This is a genomic window from Enterococcus sp. LX10 (assembly GCF_023539285.1).
Taxonomy (GTDB): Bacteria; Bacillota; Bacilli; order Lactobacillales; family Enterococcaceae; genus Enterococcus; species Enterococcus faecalis.
In genome coordinates this window covers 961,870-978,158 of sequence record NZ_CP092784.1, presented here as the reverse complement: position 1 = coordinate 978,158, position 16,289 = coordinate 961,870, and the positions used below count along the sequence as shown (strand labels likewise).

Here is a 16,289-nt window from a genome sequence, read left to right as displayed (position 1 = left end):
CATTCCTAAGACTTGAAGAATCAAAAATTTTAGGAGGGATTTTTATGTTTTTGTTAGCCAATATTTCCTGGCTTGAAGAAGGGCCATTTGCCTTATATCGTTGGGAGGCTTTATTTCAAGATTGGCGAATTTTTGGTCAGGCTTTTCTCTATACTATTCTGCTTTCTTTAGGAGCGATCTTAGTTGCCTTTGCTTTAGGCATTTTCTTTGGCAGTTTATCAGCGACCAAAAGTAAACTTTTACACGCAATTAGTCGTGTCTATGTGGAATTTTTTCAAAACACACCTTTGTTGATTCAATTTATCGTTGTCTATTATGGCTTTCCTCTGCTAAGCCCGCTGCTTTCATTTTCTATTACTACGATTGCAATTCTGTGTGTAGGCTTCTATCACGGCGCCTACATTTCTGAAGTGGTTCGCTCAGGAATCGGAGCTGTCCCAAGAGGGCAATTTGAAGCGGCTTACTCCCAAGGATTAACGTATGGTCAAACGATGCGGTATGTGATTTTACCACAAGCATGGCGGATTATGTTACCGCCTTTAACTAATCAAGTCGTGAATCTAATTAAAAATACGTCAACAGTTGCCATTATTTCTGGCGCTGACGTAATGTTTGCTGCCAATAGTTGGTCGTCTGTCAACTTGAACTACATTCCCGCCTTTGCGCTCGCTGGTTTCTTATATTTCATTCTTTGCTTCCCATTAGCGAATTTGGCTAGAAAAATGGAAGAAAAAAATAAGAAAGCATATAGTAGATAGGAGGAAAACAGATGCCTTTTTCAGAAGAAATGCGTCAATTACTGACAGCAAATAATTTTCAATTTCTATTTAACGGCTTAAAATTGACGCTCTATATTTCCTTCGTCTCAATTATTTTGAGTACGATTTTTGGCACCATTCTAGCCGTTTTGCGAAATCAAACCCATGGACCACTGAAGTTACTTGCCAGTATTTATGTAGAAGTGGTGCGTAATATTCCAAACTTATTGTGGATTTATGTTATTTTTTTGATTTTCAAAATCAAATCCACACCTGCTGGAATTGTGAGTTTTACTGTGTTTACCACCGCTGCTTTAGCGGAAATTATTCGTGGTGGTTTAAATGGTGTTGATAAAGGACAAATTGAAGCGGCACGTTCTCAAGGGTTTTCAAATTGGCAAATTCTTTATCATATTGTTTTGCCTCAAGCCATTCGCAATGTTTTACCAGCGATCGTTTCTCAGTTTGTTACTGTCATCAAGGATACAAGTTTCTTGTATTCCGTAATTGCTTTACAAGAACTCTTTGGCAAATCTTATATCTTAATGGGGCGCTACGCACAAACAGGACAAGTATTCACTATTTACGGAATCGTCGCCCTAATTTATTTCATTATTAACTTTAGTATCTCACAATTTTCACGTTGGCTATCACGAAATTGGGCGAAAAGTTATTAATGTAGTTAAAAACAGGAGGCTGAGACAAAAGTGTTTAGCTCCAAGAAATAAGAAGGAATTTCCGAAAATTGTTCTTTAATTTTTGGAGAATTTCGGCTTATTTCCGAAGGAGTTGCTTTTGTTCAGCTGATTATCTTAAGATTTAGAAAGTGGGGCATAAGTCATTTCGACTTATGCCCCACTTTCCTGTTTTTATTTTATCTTACTTCTACTTGATGTTTTTCAATTAGCGCTTTTTCAACTTTTTCCATTGAACGGTTAATTTCTTCATCCACTAATGTCGCTTCTGCATTAACGAAAGTTAAACTATACGCCATCGATTTTTTGCCAGCGCCTAGTTTTTCACCTTGATATACATCAAATAAATGAATCTCTTTCAAATATTTACCTGCGTTATCTGAAATAGTTTTAACTAGTTCTTGATTGGTAACTGTTTCATCGACTAATAAAGCAATGTCTCGAGAAACTGCTGGGAATTTAGAAACTGCTTCATAAGTAACCCCGCCTGCTTCTGTGGCTACTAATTGTTGCAAGTTTAATTCAGCAACATATGTTTCAGGAATATCGTACGCTTTTGCTGTCGTTGGGTGAACTTGTCCGACAAAACCAACCACTTCATCTTCTAAATAAATCCATGCTGTCCGGCCTGGATGCATTTCTGGAATCGCCGTTGTCGCTTGGTAGCTGATTTTTTCTGTTAATCCTAAAACAGCTACAATACTTTCCACTAAGCCTTTTACTGTATAAAAATCAACGGCTGTTGCTTTTGTTTGCCAATCTTTAACCATTGTATTACCAGTTAAAGCAAGTGCTAAGTGATTTTCTTCTGTAGGTAAATTTTTTGTTGGATCTTCTGTTTGGTAGAAAACGCGTCCTACTTCGTAGAAGGCGATATTATTATTTTTACGTGCCACATTGTATGCGACATCATCTAATAAACCAGAAATTAAGTTCATACGTAACACAGAACGCTCTTCACTCATTGGCCATTGCAAACGTGTTGTTTGACTTTCTTTCATCATAAATTGACGGGATTTTTCTTCTGTTGTCAACGCATAGCTGATGGCTTCACTCGTACCATGACCTTCCAGTAAGCTCTTTAATTGGCGCGTAACATGTTGTGCTTTGGTTAGACTTCCAGCAACTGTTTCTCCACTTGGCAATGTTGAAGGTAAATGATCATATCCATAAATGCGCGCCACTTCTTCAATAATATCTGCTTCAATCGCAATATCCCAACGTCTTGGTGGAATCGTAATTTCATAGGCGCCTTGATTTACTTCATAAGCAAAACCGAGTGCTTCAAAAATTTCATTCACCGTTGCTTCATCTAATGCAGTGCCTAAATATTGGTTGATTCGTTCTAAAGTCACAGCTACCTGTGCTTCTTTAACGGCCACTTCAGAACCAACTGCAGTGCCTGAGACCACTGTTCCGTTGGCTAACTCTGCAATCATCGCGGCTGCCACATCACAAGCTAGCCCAACTGTCGCTTGGTTGATGCCTTTTTCAAATCTACTTGAAGATTCACTCCGTAAATTGAATTGTTTAGACGTTTTGCGAATAGACAATGGATTGAACAATGCCGCTTCTAAAGCCACAGTTGTTGTTTCTTGACTGATTTCAGAATTAGCCCCACCCATTACACCGGCTAAGCCGACAGGCGTTTTTCCATTCGTAATGACGATATTTTCTTCTGTTAATTGACGTGTTTCACCATCTAATGTAATTAGTTCTTCTGCTGCTGTTGCTCGACGAACCAAGATTTCTTTGCTATCTAATTTTTGGTAGTCAAATGCATGCAACGGTTGACCAAATAATAATAAAATATAATTTGTCACGTCGACCACATTGTTAATCGGACGGATTCCTTCATTCATCAATCGATTTTGCAACCACTGAGGACTTTCTGCAATCGTCACATCTTTAATAACACGAATTTGATACGCTGGCGCATCTTGTGAATCTTCAACAGTTACTGTTACGTAATTTTCCACGTTATCTGAAGCATCTTCTTTGAGTTCGGGATCATTAAACTGAGGCGTTTGACGATAAATTGCGCCAACTTCATAGGCTACCCCTCTCATACTTAGTGCATCTGCACGGTTTGGTGTAATTGATAATTCAATAATCGCATCATCCATGTCTAAATAAGGGAAAACAGGTGTCCCATTCACTGCTTCTTGAGGTAAATAATAAATTCCTTCAGCGTAGGCTTTTGGTACGACATTATCTGAATATCCTAGCTCTTCTAACGAACAAATCATTCCGTTAGAAACTTCGCCACGCATTTTACCTTTTTTAATTTTTTGATTTCCTGCAATTCTTGAACCAGGTAACGCTACGATGACTTTAATTCCTGCTTTTACATTTGGTGCTCCACAAACAATTTGTGACAATTCTTCTTCACCGATGTCTACTTGGCAAATTGATAAGTGGTCAGAGTTTGGGTGAGGAACACATTCTTTTACTTCACCGACAACAATTTTCTTTAAGCCTTCTTCAGGTACAGCAACGCCCTCAACCTCGATACCTGTCACAGACATTTTGTCCGCTAATTCTTGCGGAGTAACGTTTGAAAGATTAACATATTCATTTAACCATTTATAAGAAACTAACATTTTTCAACTACTCCTTTACCTTGAATTGATTTAAGAAACGTAAATCATTTTGATAAAAATTACGGATATCATTTACACCATAACGTAACATAGCAACGCGATCTGGTCCTAAGCCAAAGGCAAAGCCTGAGTACTCTGTTGGATCAATCCCTGACATTTGTAACACATCTGGATGAACCATCCCCGCACCTAAAATTTCAATCCAACCTGTATGTTTGCAGACGTTACAACCTGCGCCGCCACATTTAAAACAGCTAACATCTACTTCGACTGAAGGTTCTGTAAAAGGGAAATAGCTAGGACGTAAACGAATTTTACGATCTTCACCAAACATTTTTTTCATCATGACTTCTAACGTCCCTTTTAAATCACCCATTGTGACATTTTTATCGACAACAAGGCCTTCAATCTGATGGAATTGGTGACTATGTGTCGCATCATCTGTATCACGACGGAATACTTTCCCAGGAGAAATCATTCGTAATGCACCTTTTGAAAAATCGTGTTTTTCCATTGTTCGAGCTTGAACTGGTGAAGTATGCGTACGAATTAACATCTCATCTGAAATATAAAACGTATCTTGCATGTCGCGTGCCGGATGATCTTTTGGTAGATTCATGCGTTCGAAATTATAGTGATCCGATTCTACTTCGTATCCTTCCACTACTTGATAACCCATGCCTAAGAAAATATCTTCAATCTCTTCCATAACTTGTGTCAAAATATGACGTGTACCTTGAGGCATTTGTTTTCCAGGTAAAGTTACATCTAAACTTTCTTCTTTTAGTGCCGCATTTAACGCTTCGTTTTCTAAAACAACTTTGCGCGCTTCAATTGCTTCGGTTAATAAATCACGAATTTCATTTGCAAAGCCCCCCACCACTGGTCGTTCTTCTGGTGAAAGGTTTTTCATGCCTCTTAGTACTTCGGTGATTGGCCCTTTTTTCCCTAATGTTTCTACGCGAATTTGGTTTAATTCTTTTAAAGTAGCAACTTGTGCGATTTCTTTGAGCGTATTGTCTCTAAGAGCTTCTAATTGCGCTTGTAATGTCATTATGCGTTCCCCTCTATCTTTTATTTAAACTAAAAAAAAACGATAACCCATTCCTTTCAAAGGAACGAGCTATCGTGTTACCATCCTAATTCATAACAAATTGTTGTCATGCACTCATTTCATTTAACGGCAATTACCGGTTTGCTTTCTTCTTGAAAACAAACAAACTCAGGAAGTGAATTTCGCTTGGTGACTGTGTAAATCAGCTTCCAGTCTCTGGCTGACTCTCCCTAAAACACGTCAATTCAAACTACTTGTTTCCATCACTGTTTTTTTAATTATTTAATTACGTTTAGTTTACAAGAAGTTTTGCTTGCGGTCAACTGCATTCTTCGTCTTTTACCCATTTTTCTGCCCAATGTTGAATTTGTTCCATTGCTAATTGCAAGTCTTCGCCTTTTTCGGTTAGGAAATATTCTAAGCGATTTCCTTCACCGCAACGAACAGCTTTGGTGATAATTCCTTCAGCTTCTAGTTCCTTCAATCGCTCTACTAAGACACGATCACTTAACATTGGAATTTTTTCTTTTAATTCGCCAAAACGTTGAGGACCTCGTTCTAATAAAACATCAATAATTAAACCATTCCATTTTTTACCAAGTATTGAAAATGATTTTTCAAATTTGGGACAAAGTACAAACGATTCTGTTTTTACTTTTTCCATCTTCCTCACCTCTTCAATGAGTATAGCACATTCCTTACAAAATGTAAGTGTTTCTGCTTCTAATTTTTTCTACTTTATAAAATCTACAACATTTCCTGTCTGCATGTCAATAATTACTCCTCCATTTAATAAAATTAAATAGACGTGCGCCACCTCTTTATGCGTTGCCTCTTGTAGCGCTCTACGATAAAGATTCATCTGTCCGCGATACCGTTCGACAATTTCAGAAATTGCTTGGGGAGAGGTGCCTTTTACATGATCGGTTTTATAGTCATACAAAATGCATTGATTGTCTAATTCGATATAGCCATCAATAATCCCATGAATTAATAAATCATCTTGTGTCGTTTCTGGATAATTTTGAATGAGCTCTTCTGCTTCAATCAGCATAGAAAAAGGTTGTTCCCTTCTAACGGTTTGATGGTGTTGAATCAATTGTTTTCCTAAGGCGGTGTCAAAGAAGGCTACGATTTGTTCCAGATTCATTTTTTCAGCAATTGCTGGTAAAATCAATTTATTTTCCACTAAACGTTCTTGAACAGCTCGCACTTCTTCATAAGAAGGTTGTGTACTTAAATCAATTAGTTGTAATAAATAATGAGTTGCTGTCCCAATTTCAGCTGCTGAGGGCGCTTGAACCGTATCTAAAAATTTAGGCTTACTTAAATCTCCTTCAATCATTCGATTGACAATCAACGGTTGCGCTTGAATAGTATTGTCTTCCCGAACCTCAATTTTACCAATTTCTTTGTTATCGGGGTCATCAAATACTCGCTTGATTTCAGAAACAGACTGATAACTGGTGGTCCGAGTAGCCACTTCAAACGGATAGTTGAAACTTAACCGTGCAAGGCCACGATTGATTTTGTCAGCAGATAATTGCGCTTTTTCGGCTAAATCCTCTGCTTGTCTTTCTGGCAATTGTAATTGCTGAATGGCTGCTCGTAGTTGTTCTTCGTTGAACCACTGAATATGAAAGTTAGCTGGGTGCTTTTTAACTTGCGGAACGTTACTTACTACTACTTCTTGCTGATATTCAGCGGCTTTTTGATGGCGTACCAATGTCATCCCAACCCAATTCATTAAACTACTTTTACTTTGCAAGCGATTTTCAGCTGGTAGCACTAGTGTTTCTACATCGCCAACTTTCAGCCACTCTTTCCACATCGCCGCTTGGTCTTTATAGGAGCCCACCAGAAAAAGTTTCTGTTCTGCACGTGTCAACGCCACATATAACTTCCGCATTTCTTCGGATAGTAATTTTCTCAATCGTACTTGTTTAATCGCCAAAAATGGTAAAGTATCGTACATAACTCGTTCTTCAGGTTGTAAATAACGAATGCCTACCCCTAAATTTTCTTCAAAGATATAGCGTTCATTCAAATCACTGACATTAAATTCTTTGGTCATATCTAAAACGAATACCACCGGAAATTCTAACCCTTTACTAGCGTGAATCGTCATGACGCGTACGGCATTCTCTTCACTTAAAACGACTGGTTCTGCTAAATCTTTGTCTTTTTCTTGCATTTTTTCGATGAAGCGAACAAATTGAAATAATCCGCGGAAGGTTGTTTTTTCATACGCCGCGGCCCGATCCACCAACGCATATAAATTGGCTTGGCGTTGTTTGCCAACAGGCAACCCGCCAACATAATCAAGGTAGGCCGTTTCCCGATAAATCGTCCACAGCAAGGTGCTAATCTGGTTGCGTCGAGCCTGTTCCCGCCATTTTTCTAATGATTCAGCAAAACGTATAGTTTTTTCCTGAACAACTGCTTCCTCCATGGTTGGTTCCATCTTTTGATTAAACGTTAAAAATGCTTCGTAGTAACTGGTTTCCTTATTAGCCAAACGAATAAGCACTAATTCGTTTTCTTTTAATCCAACAATTGGTGAACGTAACACAGCTGCCAAAGGAATGTCTTGATAGGGATTATCAATCAATTGAAGCAAGGCAATCATTGTACGAATTTCCGTTGCTTGGAAATAATTTTGAGCATCATTGACTTGAACTGGAATTTCTAATGATTTAAAAACATCTAAAATAGTTAAATTATTTTTCTTTGTAGGCGTTAATAAGACAATATCTTGATAAGTAATCGGTCGATCCGTTTTCAGCTTTTTATCATAAATTAAGAAATTTTGGTCAATTAATTCACGAATTTTCAAAGCAGTAACGTAAAGTTCCCCTTCTGTCTTATCTTCAATCAACAACTCAGGGGATTGTAATTCTGGAAATTCAACTGATTCTGTTGCTTTTTTTTCATAAATTAGCAATTCGGTTGAATAATCAGCCGCCTCCGAAAATTGATCAAAACCATGAACCAAAGCGGCTGACTCATCGTAAGCAATTTGGCCCACTCGCTCATCCATTAATTGACTAAATACTAAATTCGTAAAGTCTAAAACGTCTTTGCGGGAACGAAAATTTTCAGCTAGAATAATTCGTTTGCCCTCTTTGCCTTGCCCATACTGATTGTATTTTTCAATAAACAATGTAGGATCTGCCAAGCGGAAAGAATAAATAGACTGTTTCACATCTCCTACCATAAAAAGGTTTCCTTCTGTGCTAAGCGGACGGCGCAACCAATACAAAATAGATTCTTGTAATTGATTGATATCTTGGTATTCATCGACTAACACTTCATCAAATTTTTCGCGATAGTAAAGAGAGGCTTCTGATGCTTGCCAGCCATCTGCCTGATTTTTCGCTAAAATAGCTAACGTATAATGTTCTAAATCGTTAAAATCCACTAAATTTTTAAGCCGTTTTTCTGCGCCATAGGCCTCCATAAATTGTTTCCCCACGTGAGCCATTTCTTGAACAATGGGCGTGGCCTCTTTCAAGACTTGTTTCATGGCATCTGGAGAAAGTGTAAACAGTTGCTTTTTCAAATCATTTAACGCTTTTTTATTTTGTTCTCGCAACTGTTTGGCTTGTTCCGCGGTTAGTTTCAACTCTTCGGCACGAACCGTTGGGTAGCGGTCAAAGCTCAACAATTCAGTCAAATTATAGGCGCTCTCTAAATCATTTCTCTCTAAAAATTGTAAAAATTGTTTTGTTTGTTCCTTTTCATTTTGAGCTAAATACCAAATCTTTTGAAGTTTCTCTTCGCCCTCTGTTAAGGTCACCATTTCTTCGTAACGCTGAAGAGTTCGTTGTAACGTCTCAACGGCTAGCGGTTTTAAATACGTCTGAAATAACGTTGATTCGCCTAGCTGATCCCCTACTTCGTAGGCTTGTGTTAAGCCATTAATCCACGCCTCTGGATCAGGATTGGCTTTGGCAAATTCATAAAAAGAAAAAATTAAGTTAGTGAGTCCGTCATCACTACGGTCATTGGAAAAATTCGCTGTTAATTGGTAAAACGCTTCTTGATTTTCCGCAAAAAATTGTTCACGTAATGCATCCCAAACATCTTCTTTTAATAACAATGTTTCTGTTTCATCTGTTAACATCCGAAAAACTGGATCTATGTCAATTAAATAATAAAAACGACGAATAACAGTTAAACAAAAGGCATGTAACGTGCTGATATTGGCTGTTGGCAAAAGAGCAATTTGACGAGAAAAATGCCGTCTTCTTTCTGGATCTTGTTCTTCATTCATTGCCTTTTGTAAAGCCACTTGGATCCGTTCTTTCATCTCACGGGCGGCGGCTTCAGTGTACGTCACAATCAAGAGACGATCGATATCGACGCCGCTTTTGACTTTTTCAATGACACGGCGGACTAAAACAGTGGTTTTTCCTGAGCCAGCCGAAGCAGAAACTAAGATATTTTCATCGCCATCAAACACCGCTTGCCATTGACTGTCGGTGAATTGCTCATTGGCTGGACGTAGTGGAATTGTTTTACTCATCTTCGGTTGCTCCTTCCTCATCTTTGTTTAACAAGCGCGCCATAATTTCCTCTTTGGATAAATTCTCAATACGATGATAATTATTTTCTTTTAACATCACATCAAAATCACAGACACTTCGAAACGGACAATAGCGACAAGCAATCCGTTCCTTGCCTTGATAAGCGGGATTAAGTTGAACTTCGCCGCCAATAATTTGGTTCCCCGCTTCAATAAATTTATTTCGGTTATGGGAAAGCAACGCGCCTAATTCTGGTTCTGTCACAAATTTATCTTCTTGGCGACGACCAGGTTTAATTTGTTCTTTGGCGGATTCTTCAATTGGAAACAGCAACGAACTTTGTTTGGCTTGCAGACTCGTATCTAAATGATCCAATAAATCTGGGTCTTTCATCAAAAGACCATCAAACTGATATTTTTTAAGCATTTGTTGTTCAATGTCGTCTTTGCCTTCATAAGATAACGTAGGATTGTGTACATGCAGATAAAGTGAGCCAGCAGGTTTAGCTTCTTGACCAACTAATTGCACAGCATCCATTAAAGCCACATCCAAGTACGTCAGCATTTGCATGGCTAAGCCGTAATACGCTTCTGTCATATTAAATTTACGGTGACTCGATTTATAATCAATCACACCTAAATAGGTTGATTCGGGGGTAACCAATTGATCAATCCGGTCGATTTTTCCCCGAACATGAATCTTCCCTTGATTTTTTAATGGTAATTCCAAACCAGAAATTCCTTTTTTAGCGGCAATTTGGCCAAATAACACTTCCGTTTGAACAGTCGTCATGCCACTTCGTTGGCTTTGGCGTTTCAGCGCCCAACTGACTTTTTTAATTGTTTGACTCAATTGATAGCGAATATAGTTCATGCGACTAGAGGTCGTTAATACAGAAAAACGCGCATCACCTAAGATGCTATTTAGTACTTCCTCCGCCAATAAATTGACTTCCTGATCGGTTAGCTCAGATAAGTTCCGTTGATTCATAATCAATAATTTAAAAAACTGATCCAATGCTTCATGGAAAAATTCCCCTGTAGCTGCTGGCGAAAGCCCAAAGACATCTCTTTCTTTCAACCGTAAGCCATAGCGAGAAAAGTATTGATATTGACACCGATAAAAACTCTCCATCCGAGAAACGGATGTATAAATATCTTTACCATATAAAGGTTCTGCTAAGACCTCATCAATCTTTTCAGGAATATTTTGATGCGTTAAACTTTCGAAAACTTGCTTGGCTAGCGGCGCAATTGATTGGTTCATTAGCGCTTTTTCCATATTTAACCAGAAAGGCAACAATCCTTCTTGTGTTTCTTTCCGTTGTCTTTTCAAACGCGTTAATTCACCGATTAACGTCCGATACGTACTAATATGGGCTAAACTGGTCGTTTCATCATCGAAAATGGTTGTTTCATTTTTTTCAAAAACGGGCAAGTTTAAATCTTTTTGGATATTTTTAAAATAAGGAGACGGTTTGACTTCTTGAGCGGTGTCTTTAACACTTGGATAGGTTAAATATAACCGTTCTCGCGCTGAAGAAAAGACGAGATACGCAACAAACGGTTCTTGCGCAATTTTGCGTCCGGTTGTCCCACGTAAATATTGGTTTTCCGTTAACGTATCATTGATTGTCTGCCGTTCTTCATCAGACAATAGTGTTTTATTTTCAATCTTTTGTGGAAAAATTTCTTCCGTCATCCCAATAGCAAAAGTAACCTTGGCAGCGCCAGGTCGAGTTAAATCCATTGCGCGAACTTGTACTTGGTCAATCGCTGTCGGCACTTTACTATAGTGCAAACCTTCCAAGCCACTAACAAATATTTCTTGAAACGTTGTAAAATCAAACGAACTTTCTCCGTAAACAGTGACGTATTCATCTAGTAACGACATCAATGCATCCCAAGTCTGTTCATGGTTACGAGCTGTTTCTAATTGACCGGCTTCGATAGCTTGTAAGCGCCACATTTTTAATTGTGTTGCCACACCACTTTGCAGTAAAAAGTGATAGAAGACGGTCGCTGCTTCCAAACCAGTTTTGGCACTTATCATTGCTTGAAAGTAACTAGGTAGCAGCCGTTGAAGCGATTGACGAATCGCATTTGACTCTTCTTCCATCGTAGCGACATCTTCTTGCTCTTCCGCTTCAAAATCATACCGAATAAATTCCCAATCTTTTTCTTGCGACCAATAATAACCTTCATAGCCGTATGCCAGGACTACATTTTCGGTAATATCAACTTTTCTGCGCCAAGCGTTCCGTTGGTTTAACCAATCAGTCAAGCTTTCTTCAGAAGTAGCGAGTTGATTCATTGGCATAAATAATTCCGTTCTCAAAAAACGGAGCACATCGCGATAACGATAATTGTACGAATGAATAGCAAATAAAGATTCAATCCATTCGACTAAAGGATGCCGATCCATAGCCATATCTCGGTCGACATAAACAGGAATCTCGTGTTCCGCAAAAATCGGTTCTAATAAATTTTCATAACAATCTAAATCACGAGTCAACACCTGAATTTCTTTGTACCGATACCCTTCTTCCACTACTAAACGGCGAATTTCGGTTGCAACATGTGTTAATTCTTCTTTAACGTTTTCAGCACGCCACAGAAATAAGCCATCGCCACTCCAGTCAGATGTGCTTAATGGAGGCAGGTGTTCTTGTGATTGAATCCAATAATCGTTTAATCCTTGCAAGTCTGGATTTGTAATTAATACCTCTTTCTTTTCCACATAATCTGAAAGAATCGGGATTTGCTTCTGCCTTGCTAGTTGATAAAGCTGATGATAGGTTTGTCCCGCTTCATAAAATAACGACCGCGGATCAGGTAAGTCATGCGGATATTGTTTGTCCAATAAAAGGGCTACTTTCACAGAACCTGCTTGCGTCATTAGCACTTCAATCAACTTTAATTCTCTGGCAGTAAACTGCTGATAGCCTGAAATAACGAATTGAACATTCGACAAATCAACCGTTTGTAAATACTCGCTTAAATGTTGAATAATCTCCGCTGATTCATAGCCATACTGACTCATTTGTAATTGGAATCGCGTAAAAATTAACGTTAAATCTTGAAACTTAAGTTGTAAATCTTGTCCTTCAGGGTTCTCCGTTTGTTTTTCTAAAAATGGATAAAGCTCCGCAATCTCAATATTGCCTTCGCGCATTTCTTGATAAAGCTGAAATAGTTGCTGAATAAAGCCAGGCTTGTTAATTTCACCTCTAAAAATTTGTAACTCTTCTTCTGCTTCTACTAAAATTTTGCGAAAAATCATCGCAGCACCTGCGTCAGATAAAACATCTGCCGAGTAAAAAGGTGTATGTTGTAAATAGTACCAAGCCAAACGATAAAAACTAAAAACCTGCAGACGGGTACTGGTTATTGAATCAGACGTAGTTGTCTGTAATTGACGTAACTTTTGCAAGACTTGAATTTCTTGCTCAAACTTAATATGGTTCGGGACTAAATAGAATACTTCATGCTGTGCGTCTTCCTCTAGCCATTGTTTTGTCGCCTGTATAAGTGGCGCTTCTAAATCTGCCACAGCGGTTCCTCTAATAAACTGCACACTCATGGTTTCACATCCTTTTCCTTTGCACTGCCTTTATTTTACCACAAAAGAAGGACGGAAACATGTGTTTGTTTTTACACATTTCCGTCCTTCTCTTTTACTCATTGTCTCTTTTATTGTTTTGACACTTCTGGTATTGGACCAAACCGTGAGAATGGCCACATCACAAATTTCACTTCACCCAAAATATCTTTTTTATGAATAAAACCAATGACACGACCGTCTTTTGAATTCCGTCGATTATCACCTAAAACAAAGTAGCTATCTGCTGGTACTTTTTCTTTTAATGAAAAATCGCCTGTCAAAGGTTGACCATCTGTTAAGGCTTTTTTAAATTCATCTAAATAGGGTTCGTCAACTTCTTTTCCATTGATGTACAACGTATCATTCTTGTACGCAATTGTATCTCCAGGTAACCCAATCACACGTTTAATATAATTTTTATCTGGTTCATCTGGCGCTGGGAAAGTAATAATATCGAAACGATTAATTTCTGTGTTTTTTAACGTAATTACCCGTTCACCATCTGCTAACGTTGGATCCATTGAATGACCTCTCACTACGACAGGCGTAAATACAAATTGTCTCAGTAAAAATAGACCCAAAGCTAAACAGGCAAAAAAGACTACTGTTTTAATTAATTCTTTTGATTTCAAACTCATTCCTCCAAAAACCTTATTATCTTATGTCTCATATTCTACCACAAAGTAAATCAATCCTATAGTGCTTAACACCCAATTAATTTTTATGTACGCTTTTTTTACAAAATGGTCAGAAAAAAAACGTATTTCTTTCAAATTTGATTCTTACTTTTTTGATCCTGCTCATAAAAAAAGCATAATCAATTCTAAAAAGGGCTGAATTGATTATGCTTCTAGCGTTTTAGCGATCCATCACAACCACGTAACAAACTTCTAAAGGACCATGCAACCCGACAACCAGTTGCATTTCAATATCTCCTGAATTAGAAGGCCCTGAAATAAAGTGAATCGCTGAGCCGATTTTTTCGCCTTTTTCTATTTTTTCTGTATAAAAAGCTGCTGGCTGAGTCGAACGTGGAACGAGTTTGCTAAACGGTATAATTGAAATGTAATGCTTCGGTAAAAAGTGTAAAGCTCTGCCTTGCCCCACATTGGACTCCACCACAATCGTTCCTGATTCAGCTAGTAAAAACTCAGCAAAGACAATCGCGATATTTGCCTGAGCAGCTGTTTGAATATTCGCTTCTCGTTGCTCACTTCCAGGTTGCCATTGCTTAACAGAAACAGCCTCTAATGACTTAGCTAAATCAGCTAATCCATAAGCTTCAAAACGTGCATCTGTTGGCAATAAAAGATTGCCTCCACCGAACTCAGCAACAATTTGCTGAATCGTCGTCAGTAAATTTTCTTGTGTAGTTTCCACTAAGTTCGTGTGAATCGTTTCCACACGTTCTTTCACAATCGTTAATAGCTCTGCTGGTGTTTTATCTGCCAACTGTTCTTCTGGTAAATGATTAACTGGCTCAAATGGATGAGCTGAAACAGACTGTTTTTCTACGCCTAATTTTTCTCGTAGATTTTGTAAAAAAGGTTCTCGATTTTGAATCGCTTCATTAGTCATTTTTTTCACCTTCTTGATGTTTTTTGAACCAACTTCTGAAGTTTTCTGAAGATTTTGGTGGTCTTGGCAAATCACGAACATCGGTCCAACCTTTTACTAACCCTGGTCCTTTATCAAGGTAGCCCCCATGATTGTACATGTTTTCAACAGTAATTTCTTTTTGTTTACTTAAAATGCCCGCTGCAGCATGATCGACTTTCATGGCTGCTTTAAACATTGCTGGTGAACCAGTGGCTTTGCCTACCATACGCATTTGGAAATCTTCAAATCCATGTTTCATTTTCAGATCATCGGTCATCACTTTACGATGTTCAATTAATAATTCGTGCAATGGAATTTTCACAGGACACGTTTCCGTACATGCCCCACAAAGACTAGACGCATAAGGCAATTCCCCAAACTGTTTATATCCACCCAAAATTGGAGAAAGCACAGCACCAATTGGGCCTGGATAAATAGAGCCATAACCGTGCCCACCAATATGGCGATAGACCGGACAAACGTTCAGACAAGACCCACAACGAATACACTGTAAGACTGGCTGAAAGGCTGTTCCTAACGCTTTTGAACGCCCGTTATCCAAAATGACCACGTGAAATTCTTCTGGACCATCGGATTCATCCGCATTTTTTTGCCCGGCAAACGTCACATACGTTGTTAAATTTTGACCAACGGCACTTCTGGCTAAAAGGTTATCTAAAACCTCTGCTTCACGCATTGTTGGTACGATTCTTTCCATTCCCATTAACACGATTTGTGTCTTAGGAATACTGATGGTCAGATCAGCATTTCCTTCATTTGTATTTAAGTTAATTAAGCCGCTATCCGCAATAGCGAAATTACAACCTGTAATGCCAATCTCCGCTTCCAAAAAGAATTTGCGCATCACTTCTCGTGCACAGCGTGCCAAATTTACCGGGTCATTATCCCCTTGATATCCTAATTTTTTCGCAAAAACCTGACGAATCTGTTCGCGATTTTTATGAATACTTGGGAAAACAATATGTGACGGTTCATCCCAGTCATCCATTTGTAAAATGAATTCCGCCAAGTCTGTTTCCATCACACTAACATCGTCTAATCCCAATAACATTGGATCTATATCGACTTCGGTCGTCACCATTGATTTAGATTTCACAATTTTTTTCGCCTTTTTTTCTAGAACCACTTGTTTCACATATTCATTGGCCTCTTCGGCGGTTTGAGCAAAAAAGACTTTGCCACCTCGTTTGGTAACGTTATCACTGAACTCTTCTAAATAGTCAGGCAGATACTTAATTGTATGTTGGCGAATTTGTTCTCCCAGTTCACGCCATTGTGGCCAATTGCCTAAAGCTTCCCGCGCACCTTCTCGTTTCTCCCATTGGGCATCTTGTGCTTTGGCGACAGCCTTTTGCATAAACACATCTTTTTTACTTTCTTCAATTCGTTCACTTAACGGCTTATTGCTCGTTGATAATCCCACAGTT

The 16,289-nt window shown here is 38.5% G+C and carries 10 protein-coding genes and 1 other annotated feature; of the genes, 2 read left to right on the top strand and 8 right to left on the bottom strand.

Annotation, left to right across the window (positions count from 1 at the left end):
• The first annotated feature begins 44 nt into the window (after positions 1–44).
• Together MKZ30_RS04685 and MKZ30_RS04680 are read left to right on the top strand one after the other, a co-directional pair.
• Positions 45–758 (top strand): amino acid ABC transporter permease, encoded by a 714-nt coding sequence (locus tag MKZ30_RS04685; RefSeq protein ID WP_002366455.1) that lies wholly within the window; start codon positions 45–47, stop codon positions 756–758.
• 11 nt (positions 759–769) lie between these two features.
• Positions 770–1,435, top strand: a complete 666-nt coding sequence (locus tag MKZ30_RS04680; RefSeq protein ID WP_002382114.1) for an amino acid ABC transporter permease — start codon at positions 770–772, stop codon at positions 1,433–1,435.
• 197 nt (positions 1,436–1,632) lie between these two features.
• Here MKZ30_RS04680 and pheT read toward each other — a convergent pair whose 3' ends face one another.
• The 8 genes from pheT to MKZ30_RS04640 form a co-directional block, all read right to left on the bottom strand.
• A complete protein-coding gene (gene pheT, locus MKZ30_RS04675; protein WP_002366454.1) occupies positions 1,633–4,056 on the bottom strand; it encodes a phenylalanine--tRNA ligase subunit beta in 2,424 nt (807 codons plus the stop codon).
• A 7-nt stretch (positions 4,057–4,063) separates the two neighbouring features.
• Positions 4,064–5,110 carry a phenylalanine--tRNA ligase subunit alpha gene (gene pheS, locus MKZ30_RS04670; protein ID WP_002358034.1) on the bottom strand — a complete coding sequence of 349 codons (1,047 nt, stop codon included), beginning with the start codon at positions 5,108–5,110 and terminating at the stop codon, positions 4,064–4,066.
• 57 nt (positions 5,111–5,167) lie between these two features.
• Positions 5,168–5,386, bottom strand: a binding site (T-box leader).
• Between the two features lie 43 nt (positions 5,387–5,429).
• The gene (locus MKZ30_RS04665; protein ID WP_002358035.1) at positions 5,430–5,774 is read right to left on the bottom strand and encodes a winged helix-turn-helix transcriptional regulator; all 345 of its coding nucleotides are present in this window, start codon (positions 5,772–5,774) and stop codon (positions 5,430–5,432) included.
• 69 nt (positions 5,775–5,843) lie between these two features.
• The gene (gene addA, locus MKZ30_RS04660; RefSeq protein ID WP_033600793.1) at positions 5,844–9,638 is read right to left on the bottom strand and encodes a helicase-exonuclease AddAB subunit AddA; all 3,795 of its coding nucleotides are present in this window, start codon (positions 9,636–9,638) and stop codon (positions 5,844–5,846) included.
• Positions 9,631–13,221, bottom strand: a complete 3,591-nt coding sequence (locus MKZ30_RS04655) for a PD-(D/E)XK nuclease family protein (protein ID WP_033600795.1) — start codon at positions 13,219–13,221, stop codon at positions 9,631–9,633. Before MKZ30_RS04655 ends, addA begins: the two co-directional genes overlap by 8 nt.
• 110 nt (positions 13,222–13,331) lie before the next feature.
• A complete protein-coding gene (gene lepB, locus MKZ30_RS04650) occupies positions 13,332–13,880 on the bottom strand; it encodes a signal peptidase I (RefSeq protein ID WP_025191108.1) in 549 nt (182 codons plus the stop codon).
• Positions 13,881–14,100: 220 nt separating this feature from the next.
• On the bottom strand, positions 14,101–14,820 hold the full coding sequence (locus tag MKZ30_RS04645) for a LutC/YkgG family protein (protein WP_033600796.1): 720 nt from the start codon (positions 14,818–14,820) through the stop codon (positions 14,101–14,103).
• The gene (locus MKZ30_RS04640; protein ID WP_002419849.1) at positions 14,813–16,285 is read right to left on the bottom strand and encodes a LutB/LldF family L-lactate oxidation iron-sulfur protein; all 1,473 of its coding nucleotides are present in this window, start codon (positions 16,283–16,285) and stop codon (positions 14,813–14,815) included. The genes MKZ30_RS04645 and MKZ30_RS04640 overlap by 8 nt, the downstream gene beginning before the upstream one ends.
• Between the last annotated feature and the right edge of the window lie 4 nt (positions 16,286–16,289).

Excerpts from the sequence above, each read along its gene's own strand:
- MKZ30_RS04685 (WP_002366455.1), top strand. The coding sequence starts at position 45 with ATGTTTTTGTTAGCCAATATTTCCTGGCTTGAAGAAGGGCCATTTGCC.
- MKZ30_RS04680 (WP_002382114.1), top strand. The coding sequence starts at position 770 with ATGCCTTTTTCAGAAGAAATGCGTCAATTACTGACAGCAAATAATTTT.
- pheT (WP_002366454.1), bottom strand. The coding sequence starts at position 4,056 with ATGTTAGTTTCTTATAAATGGTTAAATGAATATGTTAATCTTTCAAAC.
- pheS (WP_002358034.1), bottom strand. The coding sequence starts at position 5,110 with ATGACATTACAAGCGCAATTAGAAGCTCTTAGAGACAATACGCTCAAA.
- MKZ30_RS04665 (WP_002358035.1), bottom strand. The coding sequence starts at position 5,774 with ATGGAAAAAGTAAAAACAGAATCGTTTGTACTTTGTCCCAAATTTGAA.
- addA (WP_033600793.1), bottom strand. The coding sequence starts at position 9,638 with ATGAGTAAAACAATTCCACTACGTCCAGCCAATGAGCAATTCACCGAC.
- MKZ30_RS04655 (WP_033600795.1), bottom strand. The coding sequence starts at position 13,221 with ATGAGTGTGCAGTTTATTAGAGGAACCGCTGTGGCAGATTTAGAAGCG.
- lepB (WP_025191108.1), bottom strand. The coding sequence starts at position 13,880 with ATGAGTTTGAAATCAAAAGAATTAATTAAAACAGTAGTCTTTTTTGCC.
- MKZ30_RS04645 (WP_033600796.1), bottom strand. The coding sequence starts at position 14,820 with ATGACTAATGAAGCGATTCAAAATCGAGAACCTTTTTTACAAAATCTA.